Here is a 23,568-nt window from a genome sequence, read left to right as displayed (position 1 = left end):
CGTCCGTGACGCGTCCGTTCCGGTCGTTGCCGAGCTGCGCGGAGGCGCGCGTCCGGATGGTGGAATTCCGGGTCCGGGCGCGCCGTCCGTGATGGGATCGGCGCATGTCTGATCTGCGGATACGGGCTGCGACGCCCGACGACCTGGACACCGTCCTCGCCTTCTGGAAGACCGCCGCCGAGGGCACGAGCATCAGCGACGACCGCGGCGGAGTGGAGCGACTCGTCGCTCGGGACCCCGAGGCGCTGATCCTCGCCGAGCACTTCGGCGCGCACGGGAGCGGGGCCGGCGGCGAGCTGGTCGGGACGGTGATCGCCGGGTTCGACGGCTGGCGGTGTCATCTGTACCGGCTGGCGGTGCACCCGGAGCGCCGCCGACAGGGCATCGGGTCGGCGCTGCTGGCCGCCGCGGAGGAGCGGTTCGTGGGGCTGGGCGGGCGGCGCGGCGACGCGATGGTGCTCACCCGCAACGAGACGGCGCACCATGCCTGGAGTGCGGCGGGGTACGCGCCGGAGGAGAAGTGGCGGCGCTGGGTGAAGCCGCTCACCGGCTGATCGCCGACCGGCCCGGAGCCGACCGAAGGTACTTTTGCCGATCCTTTACCATTGGGGGGCTGTGTGGATCATCCACACAGCCCCCGATGACTTCCCGATGACTCCATGAAAGGTGTGAGCGTCCGCCCATGGGCGAGCCTCCCAGTACCCGTACGCGACATCGCGCGATCCTTCCCGCCCTGCCCGATCCTGGGACGGAGGTGACCCGATGACCGAAGTACTGCTGCTCCTGGTGGCGATCCTGCTGTCGTTCGTGTGCGGCGCCTTCGTCGCCGCCGAGTTCTCCTTGACCACGGTCGAGCGCAGCGAACTGGAACGGGCGGTGGAGCGCGGCGAGCGCGGCGCGTCCGGGGCCCTCAAGGCGGTACGGAACCTGACCTTCCAGCTCTCCGGGGCCCAGCTCGGCATCACCGTCACCAATCTGGTGGTCGGCATGCTGTCCGAGCCGTCGATCGCCAAGCTGATCGCCGGGCCGCTGGAGTCGCTCGGACTGTCGAGCAGCACGTCCAGTTCCATCGCGCTGGTGCTGGGCACGGCGCTGTCGACCGTGTTCCTGATGGTCGTCGGCGAGCTCGTGCCCAAGAACTGGGCGATCTCCTCCCCGCTCGCGGTGGCCAAGGGCGTGGGCAACGCGCAGCGCTGGTTCAGCGCCGCCTTCCGGCCGTTCATCAGCCATCTCAACAGCACCGCGAACCGCATCGTGCGCCGCTTCGGCGTGGAGCCCACCGAGGAGCTCGCGGCGGCGCGCGGCCCGCAGGAACTCGCGGCGCTGGCCCGGCACTCCGCGAAGGCGGGCGCCCTGGAGGCGGACACCGCCGAGCTGTTCGTGCGCACCCTGAACCTGGCCGATCTGACCGCGGAGAACGTGATGACCCCGCGCGTGCAGGTCATGGCCCTGGACGCCTCCGCGACCTGCGAGGACGTGGCGAACGCGACCCGGGCGAGCGGTCTGTCCCGCTTCCCGGTGTACCGCGGCAACCTCGACTCGGTGGTCGGCACCGCGCACATCAAGGACGCGCTGGCGATCCCCGCCGAGCGACGCATGCGCGTGCCCGTCTCGGAGATCCTGCGCGAACCCCTCCTCGTACCCGAGTCGCTCACCGTGGACCGGCTGCTCGACCGGCTGTCCGGCAAGCGGACCATGGCCGTGATCATCGACGAGTACGGCGGCACCGCGGGCGTGGCGACGCTGGAGGACATCGTCGAGGAGGTCGTCGGCGAGGTCCGGGACGAGCACGACCCGCACGAGACGCCCGATCTGGCCCCCGCGGGCACGGACGACGACGGCCGCGCCCTGTTCTCGGCCGACGGAGCCGCCCGCACCGACCAGCTCGCGCGCGTGGGCCTGCACGCCCCCGAGGGGCCGTACGAGACGCTCGCCGGCCTGGTCGCCACCGAGCTGGGCCGGATACCGGCCGCGGGCGACACCGTCGAGGTCGCCGGGTGGCGCATGGACGTCGTCGACGCCTCCGGCCGCCGGGCCGCGCGCGTGCTGCTGCACGCGCCGCCCACCTCCGACAACCATGTGGAAGGGGCGGACCGTTGATCGCCGTCCAGTTGCTCATCGCACTGGCGACCCTCGTCGTCAACGCGTTCTTCGTCGGCGCCGAGTTCGCGCTGATCTCCGTGCGCCGCGCCCAGATCGAGCCGCACGCCGAGCGCGGCGACCGGCGCGCCGACAGCGTGCTGTGGGGTCTGCAGCACGTGTCCGCGCTGATGGCGGCCGCGCAGCTCGGCATCACCCTGTGCACGCTGATCCTCGGCGTGGTCGCCGAACCGGCCATCGCACACCTGCTGGAGCCGGTGTTCCACGCGATGGGCGTGCCCGAGGGCGCGGGCCACGCGGTCTCCTTCGTGATCGCCCTGGTCCTGGCCACCTACCTGCACATGCTCCTCGGCGAGATGGTGCCGAAGAACATCGCGCTCGCCGAGCCGGTGCGCAGCGCGCTGCTGCTGGGCCCGCCGCTGGTCACGCTGGCCCGCGGGCTGCGCCCGGTGATCTTCACGATCAACGCCTTCGCGAACGGGCTGCTGAAGCTCATGCGGATCGAGACCAAGGACGAGGTCACGGCCACCTTCTCGGACGCCGAGCTCGCGCAGATCGTGCGGGACGCCGGCGAGGCGGGCCTCATCGACGACCGCGCCCAGGAGCGGCTGCACGACGCCCTGGAGCTGGGCCGCCGCCCGGTGCGGGACGTCGTCCTGCCGCTGGAACAGGTCCTCTACGCGCGCGTGGGGGTCACTCCGGAGGAGCTGGAGCAACTGGCGGCCGAGTCCGGGTTCTCCCGCTTCCCGGTGGTGGACGACGGCCGCCGGATCGTCGGCTACCTGCATGTTAAGGACGCGCTGGACGCGTCGCCGCGGGACATGCCGTTCTCGGTGCGGGACATGCGGCCCATCGCGCGCGTGCGGGAGGCGACGCCGCTGGACGACGTCCTCACCGCGATGCGCGGCAGCCGCACGCACCTGGCAGCCGTGATCGGCTCGGACGGCCGACTGGCCGGAGTGGTGACCATGGAGGACGTCCTGCGGGAACTGTTCGGCCAGCGGACGTAGCGCCGGCTGTCCGGCCCGGCGCCTGGAGGCGGGCAGGCCGACCGACCGCCGGGTATGGGACTCGGGCTACCATCGATGTCGCCATGCAGACGAACCCCACACACCCGAACCCGCCGCACCCGGACCGGGAACCGAAGCACACCAGCCTGGTCGCGGTCGGCGACTCCTTCACCGAGGGCATGTCGGACCTGCTGCCCGACGGCACCTACCGCGGCTGGGCCGACCTGCTCGCGGGCCGGATGGCCGCCCGCACCCCCGGCTTCCGGTACGCCAACCTGGCGGTGCGCGGCAAGCTGATCTCGCAGATCGTCGAGGAGCAGGTGCCGGTCGCCGCCGCCATGGACGCGGACGTGATCACGCTGGTCGGCGGTCTCAACGACACCCTGCGCCCCAAGTGCGACATGGTCCGGGTGAAGGACCTGCTGACGCAGGCCGTGGAGCAGCTGGCCCCGGCCTGCGAACAGCTGGTGCTGATGCGCAGCCCGGGCCGGCAGGGCCCCGTCCTGGAGCGGTTCCGTCCCCGGATGGAAGAGCTGTTCGAGTGCGTGGAGGAGCTGGCGCAGCGGCACGGCGCACTCGTCGTCGACCTGTACGGGGCCGCGTCGCTCGGCGATCCGCGGATGTGGGACGTCGACCGGCTGCACCTGACGCCGGAGGGCCACCGCCGGGTCGCCGAGGCGGTCTGGCAGACCCTCGGCCACGACGCCGAGGACACCGAGTGGCGCACCCCGATGCCGGCGACGCCGCCCCCGGGCTGGACCGCCCGGCGCGTCGCCGACGCCCGGTTCGCCCGGCAGTACCTGCTCCCCTGGATCGGCCGCCGCCTGACCGGCCGCTCCTCCGGGGACGGCCTGCCGCCGAAACGAGCCGAACTGCTGCCGTACGAGGGGTCGGCGTAGGAGGACGCCGTGAGCACACGGGTGATCAACCTCCGAGGCCGGATCCACGAGTTCGGCCCACACCTGGAACACGCCCCCGAGGACGTGGTCTACGTGGGCCGCCGCTGGACGCTGGGAGGCTGGAACCTGCCCCGGCACCCGCTCTCCAACCCTTTCGCCTACGACACCCCGAAGCGCAAGCGCGACGGGACCCGGGCCGAGGTGATGGCCATGTACCGGGCCCATCTCCTGGAGCGCCCGGAGCTGCTGGACCTGGTGGACGAGCTACGCGGCCGCACCCTGGCCTGCTGGTGCGCACCGCAGCAGTGCCACGCCGAGGTCCTGGCCGACCTCGCCGACGCAGCGCCGGACCCGGCGGGGTGACCCCGGTCTCGTAGGTTCCACCGAACGACACTGTGGCGCTGGCCTGCATGAATCGCCAGTAGAATCCGTACACGTGACTGCCGCTCCCGCCAAGCCCCGTATCCCCAATGTCCTCGCCGGACGCTACGCCTCCGCCGAGCTCGCCACGCTCTGGTCGCCCGAGCACAAGGTGAAGCTGGAGCGTCAGCTCTGGCTCGCCGTGCTGCGGGCGCAGAAGGACCTCGGGATCGAGGTGCCGGACGCGGCGATCGCCGACTACGAGCGTGTCCTCGACACCGTCGACCTGGCCTCGATCGCCGAGCGCGAGAAGGTCACGCGGCACGACGTGAAGGCCCGGATCGAGGAGTTCAACGACCTCGCCGGTCATGAGCAGGTCCACAAGGGCATGACGTCCCGCGACCTCACGGAGAACGTCGAGCAGCTGCAGATCCGGCTGTCTCTGGAGCTCGTCCGCGACCGCACGGTGGCCGTGCTGGCGCGCCTGGGCAAGCTGGCCGGCGAGTACGGCGAGCTGGTCATGGCCGGCCGCTCCCACAACGTGGCCGCGCAGGCCACCACCCTGGGCAAGCGGTTCGCGACGGCGGCCGACGAGCTGCTCGTGGCGTACGGCCGGGTCGAGGAGCTGCTCGGCCGCTACCCGCTGCGCGGCATCAAGGGCCCGGTCGGCACCGCGCAGGACATGCTGGACCTGCTGGGCGGCGACGCCGCGAAGCTGGCCGAGCTGGAGGACCGGATCGCCGGTCACCTGGGCTTCTTGCAGGCGTTCACGTCCGTGGGCCAGGTCTACCCCCGCTCGCTGGACTACGAGGTCGTGACCGCGCTGGTGCAGCTCGCCGGCGCCCCCTCCTCGCTGGCCAAGACGATCCGGCTGATGGCCGGGCACGAGCTGGTGACCGAGGGCTTCAAGCCGGGCCAGGTCGGCTCCTCGGCGATGCCGCACAAGATGAACACCCGCTCCTGCGAGCGCGTCAACGGCCTGATGGTCATCCTGCGCGGATACGCCTCGATGACCGGCGAGCTGGCGGGCGACCAGTGGAACGAGGGCGACGTGTCCTGCTCGGTGGTGCGCCGGGTCGCGCTGCCGGACGCGTTCTTCGCGCTCGACGGTCTGCTGGAGACGTTCCTGACGGTGCTGGACGAGTTCGGCGCCTTCCCGGCCGTCGTCGCGCGGGAGCTGGACCGCTACCTGCCGTTCCTCGCCACCACCAAGGTGCTGATGGGCGCGGTGCGGGCCGGTGTCGGCCGCGAGGTGGCCCACGAGGCGATCAAGGAGAACGCGGTGGCCTCGGCGCTGGCGATGCGCGAGCAGGGCGCCGAGCGCAACGAACTGCTGGACAAGCTGGCCGCCGACGAGCGACTGCCCCTCGACCGCGCCCAGTTGGACGCGCTGATGGCCGACAAGCTGTCGTTCACGGGTGCCGCGGCCGCCCAGGTGGCCATCGTCGTGGGCCGGGTCGAGGAGATCGTCAAGCAGCGGCCGGAGGCCGCCGGCTACACCCCCGGAGCGATCCTCTGACACGCTTCACCCAGGCGGAGCTGGAGGCCGCTCGCGACCGACCCGTACCGGACGTCGTCGCGGGCGGTCTTCGCGTGCTCTTCTGCGGCATCAACCCGGGCCTGATGACGGCGGCGACCGGCCACCACTTCGCCCGCCCCGGCAACCGCTTCTGGCCGGTGCTGCACCTCTCCGGCTTCACGCCGCGGCTGATGAAACCGGCGGAGCAGCAGGAACTGCTGTCCTACGGGCTCGGCATCACGAACGTGGTGGCCCGTGCGACCGCCCGGGCCGACGAGCTCACTGCCCAGGAGTACCGGGACGGCGGGCGACTGCTGGCGGAGAAGGTCACGCGGCTGGAGCCCCGCTGGCTCGCGGTGGTGGGCGTGACGGCCTACCGGGCCGCCTTCGACGACCGCAAGGCCACGGTGGGTCCGCAGGAGCGGCTCATCGGCGACACCCGCGTGTGGGTGCTGCCGAACCCGAGCGGGCTCAACGCGCATTGGACGGCGGCGACGATGGCGGAGGAGTACGGGCGGCTGCGGTTCGCGGCGGAGGGCTGAGGCCCGGGAGCTGACGGCTGCGGGCTCGGCGCCCCGTCCCGGCTCCTCACCCGCAGCACTCGCTCCTCGATCTTCGCTCCTCGATCTTCGCTCCCCGATCTTCGCTCCCCGGTCCCCGGTCCTCAAAGGGGATCCGTTTCCGTCACTATCGCCAGGAGTTCGAAGGGCAGTTCCTTGTCCCACTGGGAGACGCCCAGGGCCACCCAGCGAGCCGTGCCCGGCAGTTGCCACAGCTGCACGTTCGGCACATGGCCGCTGAGCGAGGCCCAGGGCTCGGGTATGTCCTCGCCCTCCGTCGAGCGGGCCAGGGTGCTCGCCAGGCTGATGACGTGCGGTGGGCCCCAGCGGTCGGTCAGCCGCTCCGCCAGGCCGTCCCGGTCGGCCTCGTACTGTGCCTCCGTCTCCTCCCGTTCCGTGCCGTCGGCCTCCCAGAATTCGCCGCTGGTCTGTAACTCGGCCACGAGATATCCCGGGCCTCCCGGGCCCAGGTCCGTCCTGCCGTGCTCCTCGGGGAACTCCCGGGTGCACAGCAGGTCGACCGTGGCGAGGCAGCGCGCGATGTCCATGTGATCCAGTAAACCCGCCGCCACTGACAATTGGCGGTGAGTCAGTCGGCTGCCTCGCTCAGGCCCAACCGCCGCGTCGGCTTCGTCTCGCCCGGCTGAGCCGGCGGGCTGCGGGCTGCGGGCCTCGGGCGTCGGTCTGGATTCCGGTACGGATCTGTGCTCGCCCGGGTCCGTCCCGCCGAGTACGATCCGCCCAAACACGCGCACGAGCTGGGAGGACGGACGTTGGGTCGGCTGACCGGCGGGGATCCCTCGCTGCTGCGAAGGATCAACTCCGCGGTGGTGCTGCACGCGCTGCGTGCCGCGGACTGCGCGACGCTCACGGAGATCACCCGTCTGACGGGGCTGTCCCGGCCGACCGTCGAGGGGGTCGTCGAGGATCTGATCCAGGCGGGGCTCGTCGTCGAGCAGGCGGCCGACGACAGTGTCGCCCGGCGGCAGGGGCGGCCCGCGCGGCGGTTCCGGTTCCGGGCGGAGGCCGGGCATCTGCTGGGTCTTGAGATCGGCTCGCACCGGGTGGCCGCGCTGCTGGCCGACCTGGACGGGCGGGTGCTGGGCGCGCAGGCCAAGGACGTCGACGAGACGGCCCCGGCGGACGAGCGGCTGGACCGGCTGCGCACCGCGGTCGCCGAGCTGCTGCGCCGGGCCGGTGTCCCGCGCAGCTCGCTGCGGGCCGTGGGCGTCGGCACGCCGGGGATCGTCGAGGCGGACGGCACGATACGGCTGGGCACCGCGCTGCCCGAGTGGACGGGGCTGCGGCTCGGCGAGCGGCTGAGCCGGTCCTTCAAGTGCCCGGTACTGGTGGAGAACGACGCCAACGCGGCGGCCGTGGCCGAGCACTGGAAGGGCTCCGCGACCGAGTCCGACGACGTCGTGTTCGTGATGGCCGGGCTGAGTCCGGGCGCCGGCTCGCTGATCGGGGGGCGGCTGCACCGGGGGTACGGCGGTGCGGCCGGGGAGATCGGCGCGCTGCATCTGCTGGGCCGGGAGGTGACCCCGGAGACGCTGCTGTCCACGACGGACGAGCCGCTGCACCCGCTGGACGAGCATGCCGTCGCGAAGGTGTTCGCGCAGGCCCAAGGCGGTGACCAGCGGGCCCGGGCGGCGGTGGACCGGTTCCTCCAGCGGCTCGTCCACGACGTGGCCGCGCTGGTCCTGGCCCTCGATCCGGAACTGGTCGTGGTCGGCGGCTGGGCGGCCGGGCTCGACGGCGTGCTGGAGCCGTTGCGACAGGAGCTGGAGCGCTACTGTCTGCGGCCGCCGAAGGTGGTCCAGTCGCTGCTCGGCGAGGCGGCGGTGGCCACGGGGGCGCTGCGGCTCGCCCTCGATCATGTGGAGGAGCAGTTGTTCGCGGTGGAGGGCACGGTGACGGCCCGGCGGTGAGCCGCACGGCGCCCCGCGGCCGACATCGGCCGTTGTCCCGGATGAACGCGCCGCGCCCCGGAGAAGTTCCGGGGCGCGGTGGGCGGGTCCGCTCGGGCGGCCGGTGCAGGCCGTTCAGGGAGCCTGCCGGCGGCGGCCCGAGGCGGACGGGGCGTTCAGGAGGCCTGCTGCTCCGGACCGTGGTGTATCTCCACGCCGCCGGACGCGCCGAACGTCAGCCGGCAGGTGTCCGCGCGGTACGTCGCGACGGAGAGCGCCGCGGTGCGGCCCTCCGCGAAGAAGCGCGTGGTGACGACGAGGACGGGCGCGCCGGGGAGCCGGTCGAGCTCCTTGGCGTCGTCCGCGCGGGCCGAGCCCAGTTCCACGGCGCGGTCCTGGCCCTGCAGTTCCAGGCGCTGCAGCTCGCGCAGCACCGCACGCGCGCGTGCCGCCTCGGCCGGGGCGTCGATGGCACTCAGGTCGGGCACCGACGTCCGGGGGACGTAGAGCAGTTCCGCGGCGACGGGCTGACCGTGGGAGACCCGCGAGCGGCGCACGACGTGGACGGCCTGGCCGCGTGCCGTCTCCAGGGCCGTGGCGACGGCCGCGGGCGGAGCCGCGAGGGTGCAGTCGACGGCCTGCCAGGCGTCGTCGCCCGTGCCCGGCCAGACCTGCTGCTCGGTGCCGACGGCGACGCCCAGCCGCGGCGGCGCCACGGTGGTGCCGACGCCCCTGCGGCGCTGCAGCCGGCCTTCCAGTTCGAGCTGTTCGAGGGCCTGCCGGAGCGTCGCGCGGGCGACGCCGAAGCGGGCCGCGAGGTCGCGCTCGTTGGGCAGGATCTCGCCCACGGTGAATTCGGAGTCGAGTGCCTCGCTCAGCACGGTCTTGAGATGCCAGTACTTCGGTTCCGGTACCGATTCCAGTTGCGTGGTCCCCACCCTGTCCTCCGCAATCGCCGTGGTCCGGCGGCGTTTTTTCGCGCCCTTGTTTATTAAAGGTTGTTGTACTTCTCTGCGACCATAGGGCGGCCCCCACCCTTGGTCAAGACCAATCCTCGATCCCTCTGCAGGGCGACGGACGTCGGACGCGAGAACGTTCACGGGGCGTTCGTACAGGCGCGTTCCGGTGACACTCCGGCAAATCCCCGTTCGTGAAAGGCGGGCTGCGACGCCGGGGGGAATTACCGTGACGAAGGTCCGGTCCGGGGAAACGGGAGGTCGCTGTGCGGTACGCGGTGCTGGGTACGGGCGACGTCGGTCGCACGCTGGGCCGAAAGCTCGTGGAGCTGGGGCACACGGTGGTCCTGGGTTCACGCTCGAAGGACAATCCGGCGGCCCTGGAATGGGCGCGGGAAGCGGGCGAAAGGGCGAGCACCGGTACGTTCGCGGAGGCGGCGGCCGTCGGCGAGGTGGTGGTGAACGCGGTGGCCGGGCGGGCGTCGCTCGCCGCACTGGAGGCGGCCAGGGCGGCCAACCTCGACGGGAAGATCGTGGTGGACGTCTCCAACCCGCTGGCCTTCGAGGACGGCGAGATGCGGCTGTCCCCCGTGGAGTCGGACAGCGTCGGCGAGCAGATCCAGCGGGCGTTCCCGCACGCGCGCGTGGTGAAGTCCCTCAACACCGTCAACTGTCAGGTCATGGTGGATCCCGCGCGCGTGCCGGGCGAGCACCAGGTCTTCGTGTGCGGGGCGGACGCGGAGGCGAAGGAACAGGTCACCGCGCTGCTCGGGGAGTTCGGCTGGCCGGCGGACCGGGTGCTCGACCTGGGCGGCATCCGGGCGGCGCGCAGTGTGGAGATGTGGTTGCCGCTGTGGCTGGACCTGATGCGCGGCTTCGGTCACGCGGACTTCAACCTGGAGCTGCGCAGGGCGCGTTGAGCCGACCGGGTTCACCCTTCAGGAGCTACGGGATACCCGCCAGTAGCAATTGCTGACAAGCTGTCTACACAGTCCGTCGGCCGGCCATCCGCCGACGAGTCGTCCGTCGGCCAACCGTCCGCCGCCAGTCGTCCGCCGCCAGTTCAGACGAGGAGCTCCCCATGTCCGCCACCGTCTCCTTCACGGTTCCCTCCCCCAGTGGCCCGCTGCCCGTGACCGTGTCCTACGCGCGCGTGGGCAAGGGCGAGCCGCTGCTCCTGCTGCACGGCATCGGCCACCATCGGCAGGCCTGGGACCCGGTGGTGGACATCCTGGCCGCCGAGCGCGATGTGATCGCCGTGGATCTGCCGGGCTTCGGCGTGTCCCCCGCGCTGCCGGACGGCCTCGCCTACGACCTCCCCACGACGGCCGGTGTGTTCGGCGCGTTCTGCGACGCGCTGGAGCTGGACCGCCCTCATGTGGCGGGCAACTCGCTCGGCGGGCTGCTCGCGCTGGAGCTGGGCCGCGAGAAGCTCGTGCGGACCGTCACCGCGCTGTCCCCGGCCGGGTTCTGGTCGGAGGCCGAGCGGCGCTACGCCTTCGGCGTCCTGCTCACGATGCGGCAGATCTCGCGCCGGATGCCGCTGCCCCTCGTCGAGCGGCTGGCGAGCACGGCGGCCGGCCGGACCGCCCTGACCAGCACCATCTACGCCCGGCCGAGCCGTCGCTCGCCCGAGGCCGTGGTCGCCGAGACGCTGGCCCTGGCGCAGGCGACCGGGTTCGACCAGACCCTGCGGGCCGGCGCGACGGTCCGGTTCACCGACGCCCTGGCCGGCGTCCCGGTGACCGTCGGCTGGGGCACCCGTGACTGGCTGCTCGTGCGCCGTCAGGGCGTCCGCGTGAAGAAGATCATCCCGGCCGCGCGTCTGGTGCGGCTGCCGGGCTGCGGCCACTGCCCGATGAACGACGACCCGGCGCTCGTCGCGCGCGTGATCCTCGACGGCAGCCGCTGAGACGGACCCGAGACCCTCAAGACCCTGGGCGGAGCCGAAGGAGCCGGTTCGGACGGCCAGTTGTTCACTTGCGGTTTCCGTGAGCGCTGCGGCGCACCAGTAGTTGTGGCTGTGCACACCGGTGGCTCTGTACACCGGTGGCTGTGCACACCGGCTGGTTCCCGTCCCAGGAGGCCCTTCCATGTCACACCGTCCGTTCCCCGGGCGCCGCAGCGTCCTGCGCGGTTCGCTCGCCGCGTCCGCGGCCCTGACCCTGCCCGCCGCCGTCGGCGCGGCGCCCGCGTTCGCGCTGTCCGGGCGGCCCAAGGCGGGCTGGGGCGTGCAGACCGGGGACGTGACGTCCGACTCCGGGCTGGTGTGGGTGCGCTCCGACCGTCCGGCGCGGATGGTCGTCGAGACGGCGGCCACCGAGTCGTTCCGCGGCGCCCGCCGCTGGCACGGTCCGCTGCTGGGCGCGGGCAGCGACTTCACCGGCACGACCCGGCTGCACGGACTGCCGGCCGGCGAGCAGATCCACTACCGGGTGCTGCTCGCCGACCCGGACGACCCACGGCGCACCGGCGAGCCGGTGACCGGCACGTTCCGCACGGCGCCCGGCGGGCGTCGGCGCGGGGTGCGCTTCCTGTGGTCCGGGGACCTCGCGGGCCAGGGCTGGGGCATCAACCCGGAGCTCGGCGGCTACCGCATCTACGACGCGATGGCCAGGCTCGACCCCGACTTCTTCCTGTGCAGCGGGGACAACATCTACGCCGACGGCCCGATCTCGGCGACCCAGGCGCTGCCCGACGGCAGCCTCTGGCGCAACGTCACCACCGAGGAGAAGTCGAAGGTCGCCGAGACGCTCGCGGAGTTCCGCGGCAACTTCCGCTACAACCTGCTCGACGACAACCTGCGCCGGTTCAACGCCCAGGTGCCGTCGATCATCCAGTGGGACGACCACGAGGTCCGCAACAACTGGTACCCGGGCCAGGTGATCACCGACTCCGACCCCCGGTACACCGAGAAGAGCGTCGACGTGCTCGCGGCCCGCGCCCGGCGGGCGTTCGGCGAGTACTACCCGATCTCGACCCTGCGTCCGGGCGCGAAGGACGGCCGTGTCCACCGGGTCGTGCGCCACGGGCCGCTGCTCGACGTGTTCGTGCTGGACATGCGGACCTACCGCAATGCCAACTCGCCCGACGACCAGACCGTGGACCCGCAGGGCATCCTCGGCGCCGAGCAGCTGGAGTGGCTCAAGCGGGAGCTGTCGCGCTCGCGCGCCGTGTGGAAGGTGATAGCCGCCGACATGCCGCTCGGACTGGTCGTGCCGGACGCCACCGAGGGCAAGGCCGACATCGAGGCCGTGGCGCAGGGCGACCCGGGTGCGCCGCTGGGCCGTGAGCTGCAGTTCGCCGAGCTGCTGCGATACATCAAGCACCGGCGGATCACCGGCACGGTGTGGCTGACGGCCGATGTGCACCACACCTCGGCGCAGCACTACCAGCCGTCGCGGGCCGCGTTCACCGACTTCGAGCCGTTCTGGGAGTTCGTCTCCGGTCCGCTCAACGCGGGCGCCTTCCCGGCCAGTGCGCTGGACGGCACCTTCGGTCCGGAGCGGGTCTTCGTGAAGGCGCCGACCGCGTCGAACGTGTCGCCCGCCGGCGGCTACCAGTTCTTCGGCGAGGTCGACATCGACGGCGGCAGCGGCGAGTTGACGGTGCGTCTGCGCGAGCAGGACGGGACCGTGCTGTTCACGAAGGTGCTGCAGCCCGGACGCGTCGGGCAGTAGTCCGGCGTCCCGGTACCCTCGAACGCATGTGCCGCGCACCGGCGTCATCCCCCGGTGCGCGGTGCTGTCGTGACTCCTGGCATGGAGAGTGATCGTAGAAGAAGTGGAAGACTTAACAAAACGGGCATTAGTAGCCTTAACCCGTCAGTCACAAGGCGTTCGTGATCACGCAACACCGTTCGTCCACAGTGACCGCATGACTCGAGACATGTCTGATGTGACGCGCGCGAAGCGCGGACGCCCGGTGCACCACTGGCGGCGGGACGTGGTGGAACTCGCCGCGCTCTTCACGGCGGTGGCGGTGGCCGACGGCGTGGCGAACCTGGTGGGGCACGGACCCGACGGCCCGGCGCTGCTGTCGGTGTCCGCGGCCGTGCTCGTCGCCACGGCCGGGTTCCACACCTGGTGGGCACGCCGCCACGGGCACGCGCCGCCCACGGGCGATACCGACGCCCGACCGGGCTCCGAGGAGCCGCAGGCCGGGCCGTCGGAGCTGCCCACCGGGGAGGCCGTCGAGAGCGCCCTGTGGCGGATGCGGACGACCGTGAAGGACGCCCCGGGGTCGCTGGCGGCGCTGTGCGCGGCGCTGGCCGGCCACCGGGTGGACATCCTGAGCCTGCAGACGCATCCGCTCGGCGAGGAGACCGTGGACGAGTTCCTGCTGCGCGCCCCGGGCACGCTCGCGGCGGCCGAGATCACCCGGGCGGTGGCGCTGGCGGGCGGCCACAGCACCTGGATCGAGCGCGCCGACGCCCATGATCTGGTGGACGCGCCGACCCGGGTCCTGGGGCTGGCCGCCCGGACCGCCCTGGACGCGGCGGAACTGCCGCTGGCGCTGCGGCAGTTGCTGGGCCGGTGCACGATCCGCTCGCTGCCCGCCGCGGCGGGCAGGAGCGGCCGGGGCGCGCAGTCCGTGCCCGTGGAGGGCGTCCTGGAGGACACCGTGATGCGCCTGCGGGCGCCGGAAGGCGGAGTGATCACCGTGGAGCGGCCGTATCTGCCGTTCACCCCGACCGAGTTCGCACGCGCGCGTGCCCTGGTGGAGCTGGACGCCCGGCTGGGCCCGCGGGTCCCGGGCGGCCAGGACGTGCTGACGCTGCCCGAGGGCGACGACATCACCGTCCGCCGGGCCGACACCGGTGATCTGGAGGCGGCGAAGGCGATGCACGAGCGGTGCTCGACGCGCACCCTCGGGATGCGCTACCACGGGCCGGTCGGCGACGCGGACCGCTATCTCAACCACCTGCTCAGCCCGCGGTTCGGCCGCACCCTCGCGGTGCAGACGGCGTCGGGCCGCATCGTCGGCCTCGGCCATCTGCTGTGGGACGGCGACGAGACGGAGGTCGCGCTGCTCGTCGAGGACCAGTGGCAGCGGCGCGGCATCGGCGCCGAACTGCTCGGCCGGCTGGTGGCGATGGCCGAGGAGGCGCGCTGCGAGAGCGTGTACGCCGTGACGCAGTCCTCCAACACGGGCATGGTCGCCGCCATGCGCGGACTCGGGCTGCCCCTCGACTACCAGATCGAGGAGGGGACGCTCGTGATCACCGCGCGCCTGGAGAAGAGCGCGGCGCAGGAGGCGTCCCGGCGGCACGGGGAGCGCGTCCGGCGCGACTGACCCGGAACGCCTGATGCGAGAGGGCCCGGCGGTCGGTGCACCGCCGGGCCTTCTTCACGCGGTGGCGGAGGCCTTCGACGCCCCCAGAGCTCCCGAAGCCCCCAACGCCCCTGCGAGATCCCGCCACAGATCGTCGACGTCCTCCAGCCCGACCGACAGTCTCAGCAGCCGGTCGCTGACGCCCGCGCTGCGGCGCTCCGCCTCGCCCACGATGCGGTGGCTGATGGAGGCCGGGTGCTGGATGAGCGTATCCACGCTGCCGAGGCTCACCGCCGGAGTGATGAGGCGGACGCCCGCGATCACCTCGTGCGGGTCGCCGTGGACCTCGAAGGCGATCATCGCGCCGCCGATGCGCGGATAGCGGACGCGGGCCACGCGCGGGTCCGCGGCCAGCCGCCGGGCCAGTTCGGCGGCGGTCGCGGAGGCTGCCCGCACCCGCACCGGAAGGGTCGAGAGGCCGCGGAGCAGCAGATAGCCGGCCAGCGGATGCAGCACGCCACCGGTGGCGAACCGTATCTGCCGCAGCCGCCCGGCGAACTCCTCGTCACAGGCGACCACGCCCGCCAGCACGTCCCCGTGGCCGCCCAGGTACTTGGTGGCGCTGTGCAGGACGAGCCGTGCGCCCTGCTCGACGGGGCGCTGGAGCACGGGTGTGGCGAAGGTGTTGTCGGCGAGCAGCGGGACCGAGCCGCAGGCGTGGGCGACGGCCCGCAGGTCGACCTCGGAGAGAGTCGGGTTGGCCGGTGACTCGACCATGACCAGCCCGGTGTCGGGGCGCAGCGCGTCCGCGATCCCGGCGGGGTCGGTCCAGGTGACCTCCGAGCCGAGCAGTCCCGCCGTCAGCAGGTGGTCGCTGCAGCCGTAGAGGGGGCGGACGGCGACGACGTGCCGCAGGCCCGTCGCGGCGCGCGCGAGCAGCACCGCGGTGAGCGCCGCCATCCCGCTGGCGAAGGCGACCGCGCTCTCGGCGCCTTCGAGGCGGGCCAGGGCGGTCTCGAAGCGGGCGACCGTCGGGTTGCCGAGTCTGCCGTAGACGGGCGGGCCGTCCGGCTCCGCGCCGGTCGCGGCGAACGCGTCGATGCGGGCGGCCTCGGCGCGGCTGTCGTAGGACGGGTAGGTGGTGGACAGGTCGATGGGCGGGGCGTGCAGGCCCTGCCGGGCCAGGTCGTCCCGTCCGGCGTGCACGGCCTCGGTGGCCAGTGCGCGGGGCGCTCCAGACGTGCGTACGCCGGCGTACGCGTGCGTGCTCGCAGCGGTTGAGTCCATGCATCGCAGGGTGAACACCGGACGGGTGTAGCGAACAGATGTCCGTGCTACGTTCGATCGATGGCCGAATCCGTCGTACTGGACGCGGTCGATCTGCAGCTGTTGCGGCTGCTGCAGAACGACGCCCGGACCACCTACCGTGATCTCGCCGCGCAGGTCGGCGTCGCGCCGTCGACGTGCCTGGACCGGGTGACGCGGCTGCGCCGCTCGGGCGTGATCCTCGGGCATCAGCTGCGGCTGGATCCGGCCAAGCTCGGGCGCGGGCTGCAGGCGCTGCTGTCCGTGCAGGTCAGGCCGCACCGGCGGGAGTTGGTGGGGCCGTTCGTGGAGCGGATCCGGGCGCTGCCCGAGGCCCTGACCGTCTTCCACCTGACGGGGCCCGACGACTATCTCGTCCATGTCGCCGTCGCGGACATGGCGGATCTGCAGCGGCTCGTCCTCGACGAGTTCACCGCCCGGCGGGAGGTCGCCCGCGTCGAGACCCGGCTGATCTTCCAGCAGTGGGCGTGCGGACCGCTGCTGCCACCGACGACATCGGGACAAACGCCGTGACGTGAGGCTCCGCCGCGTACCAGGATGGGGCCCATGTCACAGACCACCAACAGCCCGCTGCCCCGCGAGGTCGCCGACGCCTACGTCGACGACCTCATCGCCCTCGACCCGGTGACCGGCACCTACCTCGGTGTGCAGGACAGTTCGAGCCGTCTGCCCGACTACTCGCCCACGGGCCAGGAGGCACTCGCGCGGCTCGCGCGGGACACCCTGGCGAAACTCGACGAGGCGGAGCGCAGGCCCGGCGCGGACAGTGACATCGAGCGCCGGTGCGCACGCCTGCTGCGTGAGCGCCTGACCGCGGAACTCGCGGTGCACGAGGCCGACGAAGGCCTGCGCGCCCTCGGCAACATGGCCACGCCGGCGCACCATGTGCGCGAGGTGTTCGCTTTGACGCCCAACCGGACCGAGGAGGACTGGACCGCGATCGCCGAGCGGCTGCGCGCGGTGCCGACGGCGCTCGCCGGGTACCGGGAGTCCCTGGCGCTCGGTCTGGAACGCAAGCTGTACGCGGCTCCGCGGCCGACCGCCACGTTCGTCGAGCAGCTCACCGAGTGGTCGGACACGGACGGCGCGGGCCGCGGCTGGTTCGAGGACTTCGTGGCCACCGGCTCGGAGGCGCTGCCGGAGGCGCTGCGCGCCGAACTGGACGAGGCGGCCCGGTCCGCGACGGCGGCGGTCGTGGAGCTGCGGGACTGGGTGCGCGAGGTGTACGCGCCGACGGCCGAGGACGCGCCGAACACCGTCGGCCGGGAGCGGTACGCCCGCTGGTCCCGCTACTACAACGGCACCGACCTCGACCTGGACGAGGCGTACGCGTACGGCTGGGCGGAGTACCACCGGCTGCTCGGCGAGATGAAGAAGGAGGCCGAGAAGATCCTGCCGGGCGCGGCCACGCCCTGGGCAGCGCTGGCCCACCTCGACGAGCACGGCCGGCACATCGAGGGCGTCGACGAGATCCGCGACTGGCTGCAGGGTCTGATGGACCAGGCGATCGACGCGCTGGACGGCACCCACTTCGCACTCGCCGAGCGGGTACGGAAGGTGGAGTCGCGGATCGCGCCGCCCGGCAGCGCGGCCGCCCCCTACTACACGGCCCCGTCGGAGGACTTCTCGCGGCCGGGCCGCACCTGGCTGCCGACCATGGGAGCGACCCGCTTCCCGGTCTACGACCTCGTCTCGACCTGGTACCACGAGGGCGTCCCCGGCCACCATCTCCAGCTCGCGCAGTGGGCGCACGTCGCCGGGGACCTCTCCCGCTACCAGGCCTCGGTCGGCCAGGTCAGCGCCAACGCCGAGGGCTGGGCGCTGTACGCGGAGCGGCTGATGGACGAACTGGGGTTCCTCACCGACGCGGAGGAGCGGCTCGGCTATCTGGACGCGCAGATGATGCGGGCGGTGCGGGTCATCGTCGACATCGGCATGCACCTGGAGCTGGAGATCCCGGCGGACTCCCCGTTCCACCCGGGTGAGCGCTGGACGCCCGAGCTGGCGCAGGAGTTCTTCGGCGCGCACAGCAGCCGCCCGGCGGAGTTCGTCGAGAGCGAGCTGACCCGCTATCTGACGATCCCCGGCCAGGCGATCGGCTACAAGCTCGGCGAACGGGCCTGGCTGCTGGGCCGGGAGAAGGCCCGCGAACGCCATGGCGACGCGTTCGACCTCAAGTCCTGGCACATGGCGGCCCTTTCGCAGGGTTCGCTGGGGCTGGACGACCTGGTGGACGAGCTGGCCGGGCTCTGAGCCGTGCCATAAGGGCGGAGGGCTGTCAGCAGCCGCAGTCCTCCGCGTCCACGGGGGCCGATGGGGGTGCCCCCGCGCGAGTCCTGTTCGAGCGTGGGGGAGGGTCGGCGTCGCGCCGCTCGCGGCCCTCCCAGGTCTCGAACTCGAAGCCCTCGCGGGCCCAGTACTCGAAGCCGCCGAGCATCTCCTTGACCTGGTAGCCGAGTTCGGCGAGCGCGAGCGCCGCGCGGGTCGCGCCGTTGCAGCCGGGACCCCAGCAGTACGTCACGACCGGCACGCTGCGGTCGAGGAGCTGTGCGGCCTGCTCGGGGATGAGCGCGGTGGGCAGATGGACGGCGCCCGGGATGTGGCCCTGGTCCCAGGATTCCGTGGAACGGGAGTCCAGGACGACGAAGCCGGGGCCGCCGTCGGCGGCGAGGGCAGCGGCCACATCGGAGACGTCGGCGTGGAAGACGAGACTGGCCCGGAAGTAGGCGGCGGCCTCGGCCGGGGCCGCGGGGGCGACGCGCAGAACGGGGTCGAGGGGGGTCGTGGCGGTCATCGGGGGCCTTTCTCCGGTGGTGTCCGACACCCAGAAATCTACGGCCGATGATCATCTCCCTGAAGGGGCGATCCACGGTGTGGACCTTGCTCCGCCGGGGATTCCCCTGCTATCTGTCGTCCATGACCGCGTATTCCCCGGACGCCACGGACTGGCGCATCCTCGAGGTCCTCCAGCGCGAGGGCCGGGCCAGCTTCGCCGACCTGGCGCGTGCCGTGGCGATGTCGCCGAGCGCCGTCACCGAGCGGGTGCGGCGGCTGGAGGAGGCGGGCGTGATCCAGGGGTACGCCGCCGTCGTGGACCCCGAGCGGCTCGGGCTGCCGATCCTGGCCTTCGTCCGGCTGCGCTACCCCAACGGCAACTACAAGCCGTTCCACGACCTGGTGGCCGTCACGCCCGAGATCCTGGAGGCGCACCATGTGACGGGCGACGACTGCTTCGTCATCAAGGTCACCGCGCGTTCCATGCGGCACCTGGAGGAGGTGTCGGGCAAGATCGGCGCGCTGGGATCGGTCACGACCAGCGTCGTCTACTCCTCACCGCTCCCCCGCCGCCCGCTCGGCCGGTAGCCGCGCTGGCGCACGGCCGAGCCCGATCTGCCCTTGACGATCTCCAGCTGTGCGTGGATCCGCCGTCGCAGGTCGGCGACATGGCTGACGATGCCGACGCTGCGGTCGCGTTCGCGCAGGGAGTCGAGGACGTCGAGGACCTCGTCGAGAGTCTGGTCGTCGAGGCTGCCGAACCCCTCGTCGATGAAGAGGGTGTCGAGCCGGACCCCGCCCGCCTCGTCGGTGACGACGTCGGCGAGGCCGAGGGCCAGGGCCAGCGAGGCGAAGAACGTCTCGCCGCCCGACAGCGTGGCCGTGTCCCGCTCGCGCCCGGTCCAGGCGTCGACGACATGCAGCCCGAGCCCGCTGCGCCCGCGGCCGGCCCGGTCGTCGGAGTGGACGAGGGTGTAGCGCCCTGAGGACATGCGCTGGAGCCGTACGGTCGCGGCGGCGGCCACCTGTTCGAGACGGGCCGCCAGGACGTACGCCTCCAGCCGCATCTTGCGCTCGTTGTCGGCGGAGGTGCCGGCGGTCAGCCCGGCCAGGCGGGCCACGCGGTCGTACTCGTCGCGCAGCGGCGCGAGCCGGCGGACACCGCTCTCCGCGCGCGCGGAGAGCTGGTCGAGTTCGGTGCAGCGGCGGGCGGCGGCGTCCTGCGCGGAGGCGGCCGCGCGCAGACGTTCGGCCGCGGCGGCCGCCGACCGTTCGGCCGCCGTGACGTCGGCGGGCGGCCGCTGGGCCGCCGCCACGGTGTCCGGTTCGGCGAGGACGGCGCGTACTGCGGTCTCCTCGGACTGCCAGGCGTCCAGCCGCCGTTGCAGTTCGCGGTGGGCGGTGTCGTCGAGCAGCGCGTCGGCCGCGGCCTGCGGGGTGTCGAAGCCGGCCCGGAACGCGGCCTCGTCGAGGCGTCCGTCGGCGGCCTTGAGGCGACCGGCGCTCTCGTCGGCGACGCGGGCGGTGTCGGCCGCGTCGGTGAGCCGTGCGGCGCGCTGCTCCAGCTGGGCCGCGCGCGCGGCGACGCTCTCCGCCTCGCCCCGGGCCCGTGTCAACTCCTCCTCCAGCGTGGCGCGTTCGACCTCCAGGCGCTCCCGGTGCCCCACCCGGGACGCGGCCCGCACCTCGGCTTCGCGCTGTGCGGCGGTGCGGCGTTCGTGCTCCTGCTCGGCCTGGCGCAGCTCCTCGCGCGCGGGGTGCAGCGCGGAGGCGGCCCGGCGGGCCTGCGCGTAGGCCTGCTCCAGCTCCTGGGCCTCGGCGGCGAGCCGGTCCGTCGGGGTGTCGCCCGCCTCGGCGGTGGCCGCCGCCAGCTCTTCGCGCACCGCGCCGAGGGCGCGTTCGTCCTGCGCGTGCCGCTCGTCGGCCTGCCGGGAGGCGGCGAGGGCCTGTTCCTCGGTCTCGCGGTCGATGTGCCCGGCGTCCTTGCGGGCCGGGGCCGGATGCTCGACGGCTCCGCAGACGGCGCAGGCCTCGCCGTCCCGCAGCGTCGCGGCCAGCTCGGCGGCGATGCCGTTCAGACGCTGTTCCTTGAGGTCGAGCCAGTGCGCGCGGGCGGTCTGCGCCTGCTCGCCGGAGGTGAGGGCGGTGTCCCGGGACGCCTCCAGGTCCCGGGTCAGCGCGTCGCGCCGCCGGGCGGCCGCGAGCCGCTTCTGTGCGGGCTCGCGCCGGCCGTCGAGCTGTTCGGCGTGGGCGGCGGCCTCCTGGGCGGACTCGATCCGGGCCCGCAGCGCGGCGCGGGTCGCGTCCCAGTCGGCGAGCCAGCCCGCGCTGTCCGCGAGGACCTGCTCGTCGTCGCGTTCCTGCCGGTCGAGCCCGGTGCGCTCGGCGGCCAGCTCGGTCAGGCGCCGCTCGCCCCGGCGGGCCGACTCCAGCCCGCCGAGCTCCTCCGCGGCCCGGCGCGCGGCGGTGGCGAGCCCGGCGGCCGAGGAGTCCGCGAACCGCTCCGGGAGCAGGGCACGCGCGTGTGCCGCGCGTGCGGACGCCCTGGTGTGCTCGGCGTCGGCGGCCTCGCGCAGTTCCAGCGCCGGCGCCACCGCCTCCGCCTTGCGCCCCCGCTCCATCCGCGCCTGCGCGTCCCGATGCGCGTCGGCCTGCTCCTGGAGCAGCCGGGCCCGCTCCTGCGCCTGCCCGAACCTCCCCTGCAACCGGTCGAGTTCGCGGACGTCGGTCAGGGCGCGCTCCGCCGCTGCCTGCGCGGACTCGGCGGCGAGCCGGCCGCAGTGGGCGTGCGTCAGCAGCTCGCGGGTGGTGCTGCGGGCTACGGCGGCCGCGGCCAGCACCGCTTCGGCCAGGCCCGGTTCGCCCGGGGCGAGTTCGGGCAGCTCCATGGCGTCCCCGGCCACCTGCTGCATCCGGTGCGCGTCGGCGAGCAGCGCGGAGTCGCCCTCGCGCACGCGTGCCTCGGTGGTGCGGCGGCGTTCGGCGAGCCGCTTCTCGACGTCGGCGAACCGCTGGGTGTCGAACAGCCGGCCCAGGAGCCGGCCGCGCGCCTCGGCGTCGGCGCGCAGGAAACGCGCGAAGTCGCCCTGCGGCAGCAGCACGACCTGGCAGAACTGCTCGCGGCTCATGCCGAGCAGCTGGGTGATCTCCTCGCCGATCTCCTGGTGCGAGCGGCTGAGGTCCTTCCAGGCGCCGGCGACCGCGTCGTACTCGCGCAGTCCGCTCGTGGCCTTCTCGACCATCGTTCCGATGCGGCCGCGCTTCTTGGGGCGCTCGTAGGGCGGCTGCCGGGTGATCTCCAACCGGCGTTCCGCGACGGTGAGTTCGAGGACGACCTCGGTGCGGGCGCCGGTCGCGGCGTGGTCGCTGCGCAGGTTGATGCCCTGGCCGGCGCTCTGCCGGGCGCCGGGCACGGAGCCGTACAGCGCGTAGCACACGGCGTCCAGGACCGAGGTCTTTCCGGCGCCCGTCGGCCCGTGCAGCAGGAAGAGCCCGGCGGCGGAGAGCTCGTCGAAGTCGACGCTCTGGGAGCCGCCGAAGGGGCCGAAGGCCGTCAGATCGAGCCGGTGCAGCCTCATCGCGCCACCTCCCGTACCGCGTCGTCCGTGCGGACCGCGTCGAAGGCGTCCCGCAGCACGCCCTGCTCGCGGGCGTCGGGTCCGGCGCCGCGCACATGGGCCACGAAGTCCTCGGCGATCTGCTGGTCGCTGCGGTCGGCGAGGCGGCGGGCGTAGGAGACGTCCGGGTCGTCGGGGGCGCGTTCGGGGGCGAAGACGAGGCTGAGCGTGTGCGGGAAGCGCTCGGTGAGGCGGGCCATGGGGTCGGCCGGGCGGACGGCGTCGGTGAGCGTCGCCTCGACCCACGCCTGCTCGTGGCGCGCGAGCGCGGGGTCGGCGAGCAGTTCCTCCAGGGTCCCCCGGACGCGGGCCAGCGCGCGCGGGACCGGGCAGTCGACGCGCTCGGCGGCGATCTCCCCGGCGGCCCCGAGGTCGACCAGCCACATGGTCTTGCGGTGGGCGCTCTCCGAGAAGGAGTACGGCAGCGGGGAGCCGGAGTAGCGCACCCGCTCGGTGAGGGCCTGGCAGCCGTGCAGATGCCCGAGCGCCGTGTAGTCGGCGCCGTCGAAGACCCCGGCGGGCACGGAGGCGACCCCGCCGACGGTGATGTCGCGCTCGCTGTCGCTGGGCTCGCCGCCGGTGACGAAGGCGTGGGCGAGGACGACCGAGCGGGTGCCGGGCGCGCGGGCGGCGAGGTCGGCGCGGACGCGTTCCATGGCGGCGGCGAGCACGGCCTCGTGGCCGGCCTTCTCCACGCCGAACTCGTCCTTCACCAGGGCGGGTTCGAGATAGGGCAGGCCGTAGAAGGCGACGTCGCCGTGCGCGTCGGCGAGGACCACGGGGGTTCCGGCCGCGCTCGGGTCCGTCCGCAGATGGATGCCCGCGCGGTCGATGAGCCCGGCGCCGACGCCGAGCCGGCGGGCCGAGTCGTGGTTGCCGGAGATCATCACGGTGGGCACGCCGAGGTCGGCGAGGCGGTGCAGGGCGTCGTCGAAGAGTTCGACCGCGGCGAGCGGGGGCACCGCGCGGTCGTACACGTCTCCCGACACGACCACCGCGTCCACCTCGCGTTCGCGCACGGTCGTGACGAGGTGGGTGATGAAGTCGGCCTGGGCGCCGAGCATGCTCACCCGGTGGAACGCCCGGCCCAGATGCCAGTCTGAAGTGTGCAGTATTCTCATGAATTCCCCCTGAACTGCACGTTTTGCCCCTACTCCGTCTCTGGAACCGGCACGAACCCGTACGGCTCGTCGTCAACACCCACCACGCTAGCTCCTCCCGACACCGGCGAAGGCCCGACCGGAGCGTCACCGACGTCCGAT

General features: G+C 73.1%; 21 protein-coding genes. 15 read left to right on the top strand and 6 right to left on the bottom strand.

What is annotated here, in order from left to right:
- Positions 1-104 precede the first annotated feature (104 nt).
- From ACWCPF_RS31960 to mug, 7 genes are all read left to right on the top strand, one after another.
- Entirely contained in the window at positions 105-554 is a 450-nt protein-coding gene (locus ACWCPF_RS31960; RefSeq protein ID WP_451048586.1) for a GNAT family N-acetyltransferase, read from the top strand.
- A 208-nt stretch (positions 555-762) separates the two neighbouring features.
- Positions 763-2,100, top strand: coding sequence for a hemolysin family protein (locus ACWCPF_RS31955; protein ID WP_451048585.1), 1,338 nt, complete (start codon positions 763-765; stop codon positions 2,098-2,100).
- On the top strand, positions 2,097-3,110 hold the full coding sequence (locus ACWCPF_RS31950) for a hemolysin family protein (protein ID WP_451048584.1): 1,014 nt from the start codon (positions 2,097-2,099) through the stop codon (positions 3,108-3,110). Before ACWCPF_RS31955 ends, ACWCPF_RS31950 begins: the two co-directional genes overlap by 4 nt.
- Before the next feature lie 83 nt (positions 3,111-3,193).
- Positions 3,194-4,009, top strand: coding sequence for an SGNH/GDSL hydrolase family protein (locus ACWCPF_RS31945; protein WP_451048583.1), 816 nt, complete (start codon positions 3,194-3,196; stop codon positions 4,007-4,009).
- Between the two features lie 9 nt (positions 4,010-4,018).
- Positions 4,019-4,372 carry a DUF4326 domain-containing protein gene (locus ACWCPF_RS31940; RefSeq protein ID WP_451048582.1) on the top strand — a complete coding sequence of 118 codons (354 nt, stop codon included), beginning with the start codon at positions 4,019-4,021 and terminating at the stop codon, positions 4,370-4,372.
- 73 nt (positions 4,373-4,445) lie between these two features.
- A complete protein-coding gene (gene purB / locus ACWCPF_RS31935) occupies positions 4,446-5,888 on the top strand; it encodes an adenylosuccinate lyase (protein ID WP_451048581.1) in 1,443 nt (480 codons plus the stop codon).
- A gap of 74 nt (positions 5,889-5,962) precedes the next feature.
- Positions 5,963-6,430, top strand: coding sequence for a G/U mismatch-specific DNA glycosylase (gene mug / locus ACWCPF_RS31930; RefSeq protein WP_451048580.1), 468 nt, complete (start codon positions 5,963-5,965; stop codon positions 6,428-6,430).
- A gap of 122 nt (positions 6,431-6,552) precedes the next feature.
- Here the strand turns inward: mug and ACWCPF_RS31925 are convergent, their stop codons facing one another.
- Entirely contained in the window at positions 6,553-6,996 is a 444-nt protein-coding gene (locus ACWCPF_RS31925) for a hypothetical protein (RefSeq protein ID WP_451048579.1), read from the bottom strand.
- 225 nt (positions 6,997-7,221) lie between these two features.
- Between ACWCPF_RS31925 and ACWCPF_RS31920 the strand changes: the two genes are divergently transcribed.
- Entirely contained in the window at positions 7,222-8,379 is a 1,158-nt protein-coding gene (locus tag ACWCPF_RS31920) for an ROK family transcriptional regulator (RefSeq protein ID WP_451048578.1), read from the top strand.
- 155 nt (positions 8,380-8,534) lie between these two features.
- On the opposite strand, the gene ACWCPF_RS31915 is transcribed toward ACWCPF_RS31920, so the two are convergent.
- Positions 8,535-9,296, bottom strand: coding sequence for a GntR family transcriptional regulator (locus ACWCPF_RS31915; protein ID WP_451048577.1), 762 nt, complete (start codon positions 9,294-9,296; stop codon positions 8,535-8,537).
- A 284-nt stretch (positions 9,297-9,580) separates the two neighbouring features.
- Between ACWCPF_RS31915 and ACWCPF_RS31910 the strand changes: the two genes are divergently transcribed.
- From ACWCPF_RS31910 to ACWCPF_RS31895, 4 genes are all read left to right on the top strand, one after another.
- Complete coding sequence (locus ACWCPF_RS31910) at positions 9,581-10,234, top strand: NADPH-dependent F420 reductase (protein ID WP_451048576.1); 654 nt, start codon at positions 9,581-9,583, stop codon at positions 10,232-10,234.
- Between the two features lie 161 nt (positions 10,235-10,395).
- A complete protein-coding gene (locus tag ACWCPF_RS31905; protein WP_451048575.1) occupies positions 10,396-11,226 on the top strand; it encodes an alpha/beta fold hydrolase in 831 nt (276 codons plus the stop codon).
- Positions 11,227-11,407: 181 nt separating this feature from the next.
- Positions 11,408-12,994, top strand: coding sequence for an alkaline phosphatase D family protein (locus ACWCPF_RS31900; protein ID WP_451048574.1), 1,587 nt, complete (start codon positions 11,408-11,410; stop codon positions 12,992-12,994).
- A 244-nt stretch (positions 12,995-13,238) separates the two neighbouring features.
- Positions 13,239-14,609: an N-acetyltransferase family protein gene (locus ACWCPF_RS31895; RefSeq protein ID WP_451048647.1), complete on the top strand. Its 1,371-nt coding sequence runs from the start codon at positions 13,239-13,241 to the stop codon at positions 14,607-14,609.
- A gap of 54 nt (positions 14,610-14,663) precedes the next feature.
- On the opposite strand, the gene ACWCPF_RS31890 is transcribed toward ACWCPF_RS31895, so the two are convergent.
- On the bottom strand, positions 14,664-15,875 hold the full coding sequence (locus ACWCPF_RS31890; protein WP_451048573.1) for a trans-sulfuration enzyme family protein: 1,212 nt from the start codon (positions 15,873-15,875) through the stop codon (positions 14,664-14,666).
- 60 nt (positions 15,876-15,935) lie between these two features.
- On the opposite strand from ACWCPF_RS31890, the gene ACWCPF_RS31885 reads away from it, so the two are divergent.
- Positions 15,936-16,427, top strand: a complete 492-nt coding sequence (locus ACWCPF_RS31885; protein ID WP_451048572.1) for an Lrp/AsnC family transcriptional regulator — start codon at positions 15,936-15,938, stop codon at positions 16,425-16,427.
- Between the two features lie 33 nt (positions 16,428-16,460).
- Positions 16,461-18,167 (top strand): DUF885 domain-containing protein, encoded by a 1,707-nt coding sequence (locus tag ACWCPF_RS31880; RefSeq protein WP_451048571.1) that lies wholly within the window; start codon positions 16,461-16,463, stop codon positions 18,165-18,167.
- Positions 18,168-18,192: 25 nt separating this feature from the next.
- Here ACWCPF_RS31880 and ACWCPF_RS31875 read toward each other — a convergent pair whose 3' ends face one another.
- Complete coding sequence (locus tag ACWCPF_RS31875; protein ID WP_451048570.1) at positions 18,193-18,708, bottom strand: rhodanese-like domain-containing protein; 516 nt, start codon at positions 18,706-18,708, stop codon at positions 18,193-18,195.
- 122 nt (positions 18,709-18,830) lie between these two features.
- On the opposite strand from ACWCPF_RS31875, the gene ACWCPF_RS31870 reads away from it, so the two are divergent.
- The gene (locus ACWCPF_RS31870) at positions 18,831-19,277 is read left to right on the top strand and encodes an Lrp/AsnC family transcriptional regulator (RefSeq protein WP_328483234.1); all 447 of its coding nucleotides are present in this window, start codon (positions 18,831-18,833) and stop codon (positions 19,275-19,277) included.
- Here the strand turns inward: ACWCPF_RS31870 and ACWCPF_RS31865 are convergent.
- Positions 19,238-22,267, bottom strand: a complete 3,030-nt coding sequence (locus ACWCPF_RS31865; RefSeq protein WP_451048569.1) for an AAA family ATPase — start codon at positions 22,265-22,267, stop codon at positions 19,238-19,240. The genes ACWCPF_RS31870 and ACWCPF_RS31865 overlap by 40 nt on opposite strands.
- Positions 22,264-23,427, bottom strand: a complete 1,164-nt coding sequence (locus tag ACWCPF_RS31860) for an exonuclease SbcCD subunit D (RefSeq protein ID WP_451048568.1) — start codon at positions 23,425-23,427, stop codon at positions 22,264-22,266. Before ACWCPF_RS31860 ends, ACWCPF_RS31865 begins: the two co-directional genes overlap by 4 nt.
- Positions 23,428-23,568: the final 141 nt, after the last annotated feature.

The sequence above is a fragment of the Streptomyces sp. NPDC001858 genome, assembly GCF_053594615.1.
This window is presented reverse-complemented; position numbering and strand designations above follow the sequence as displayed.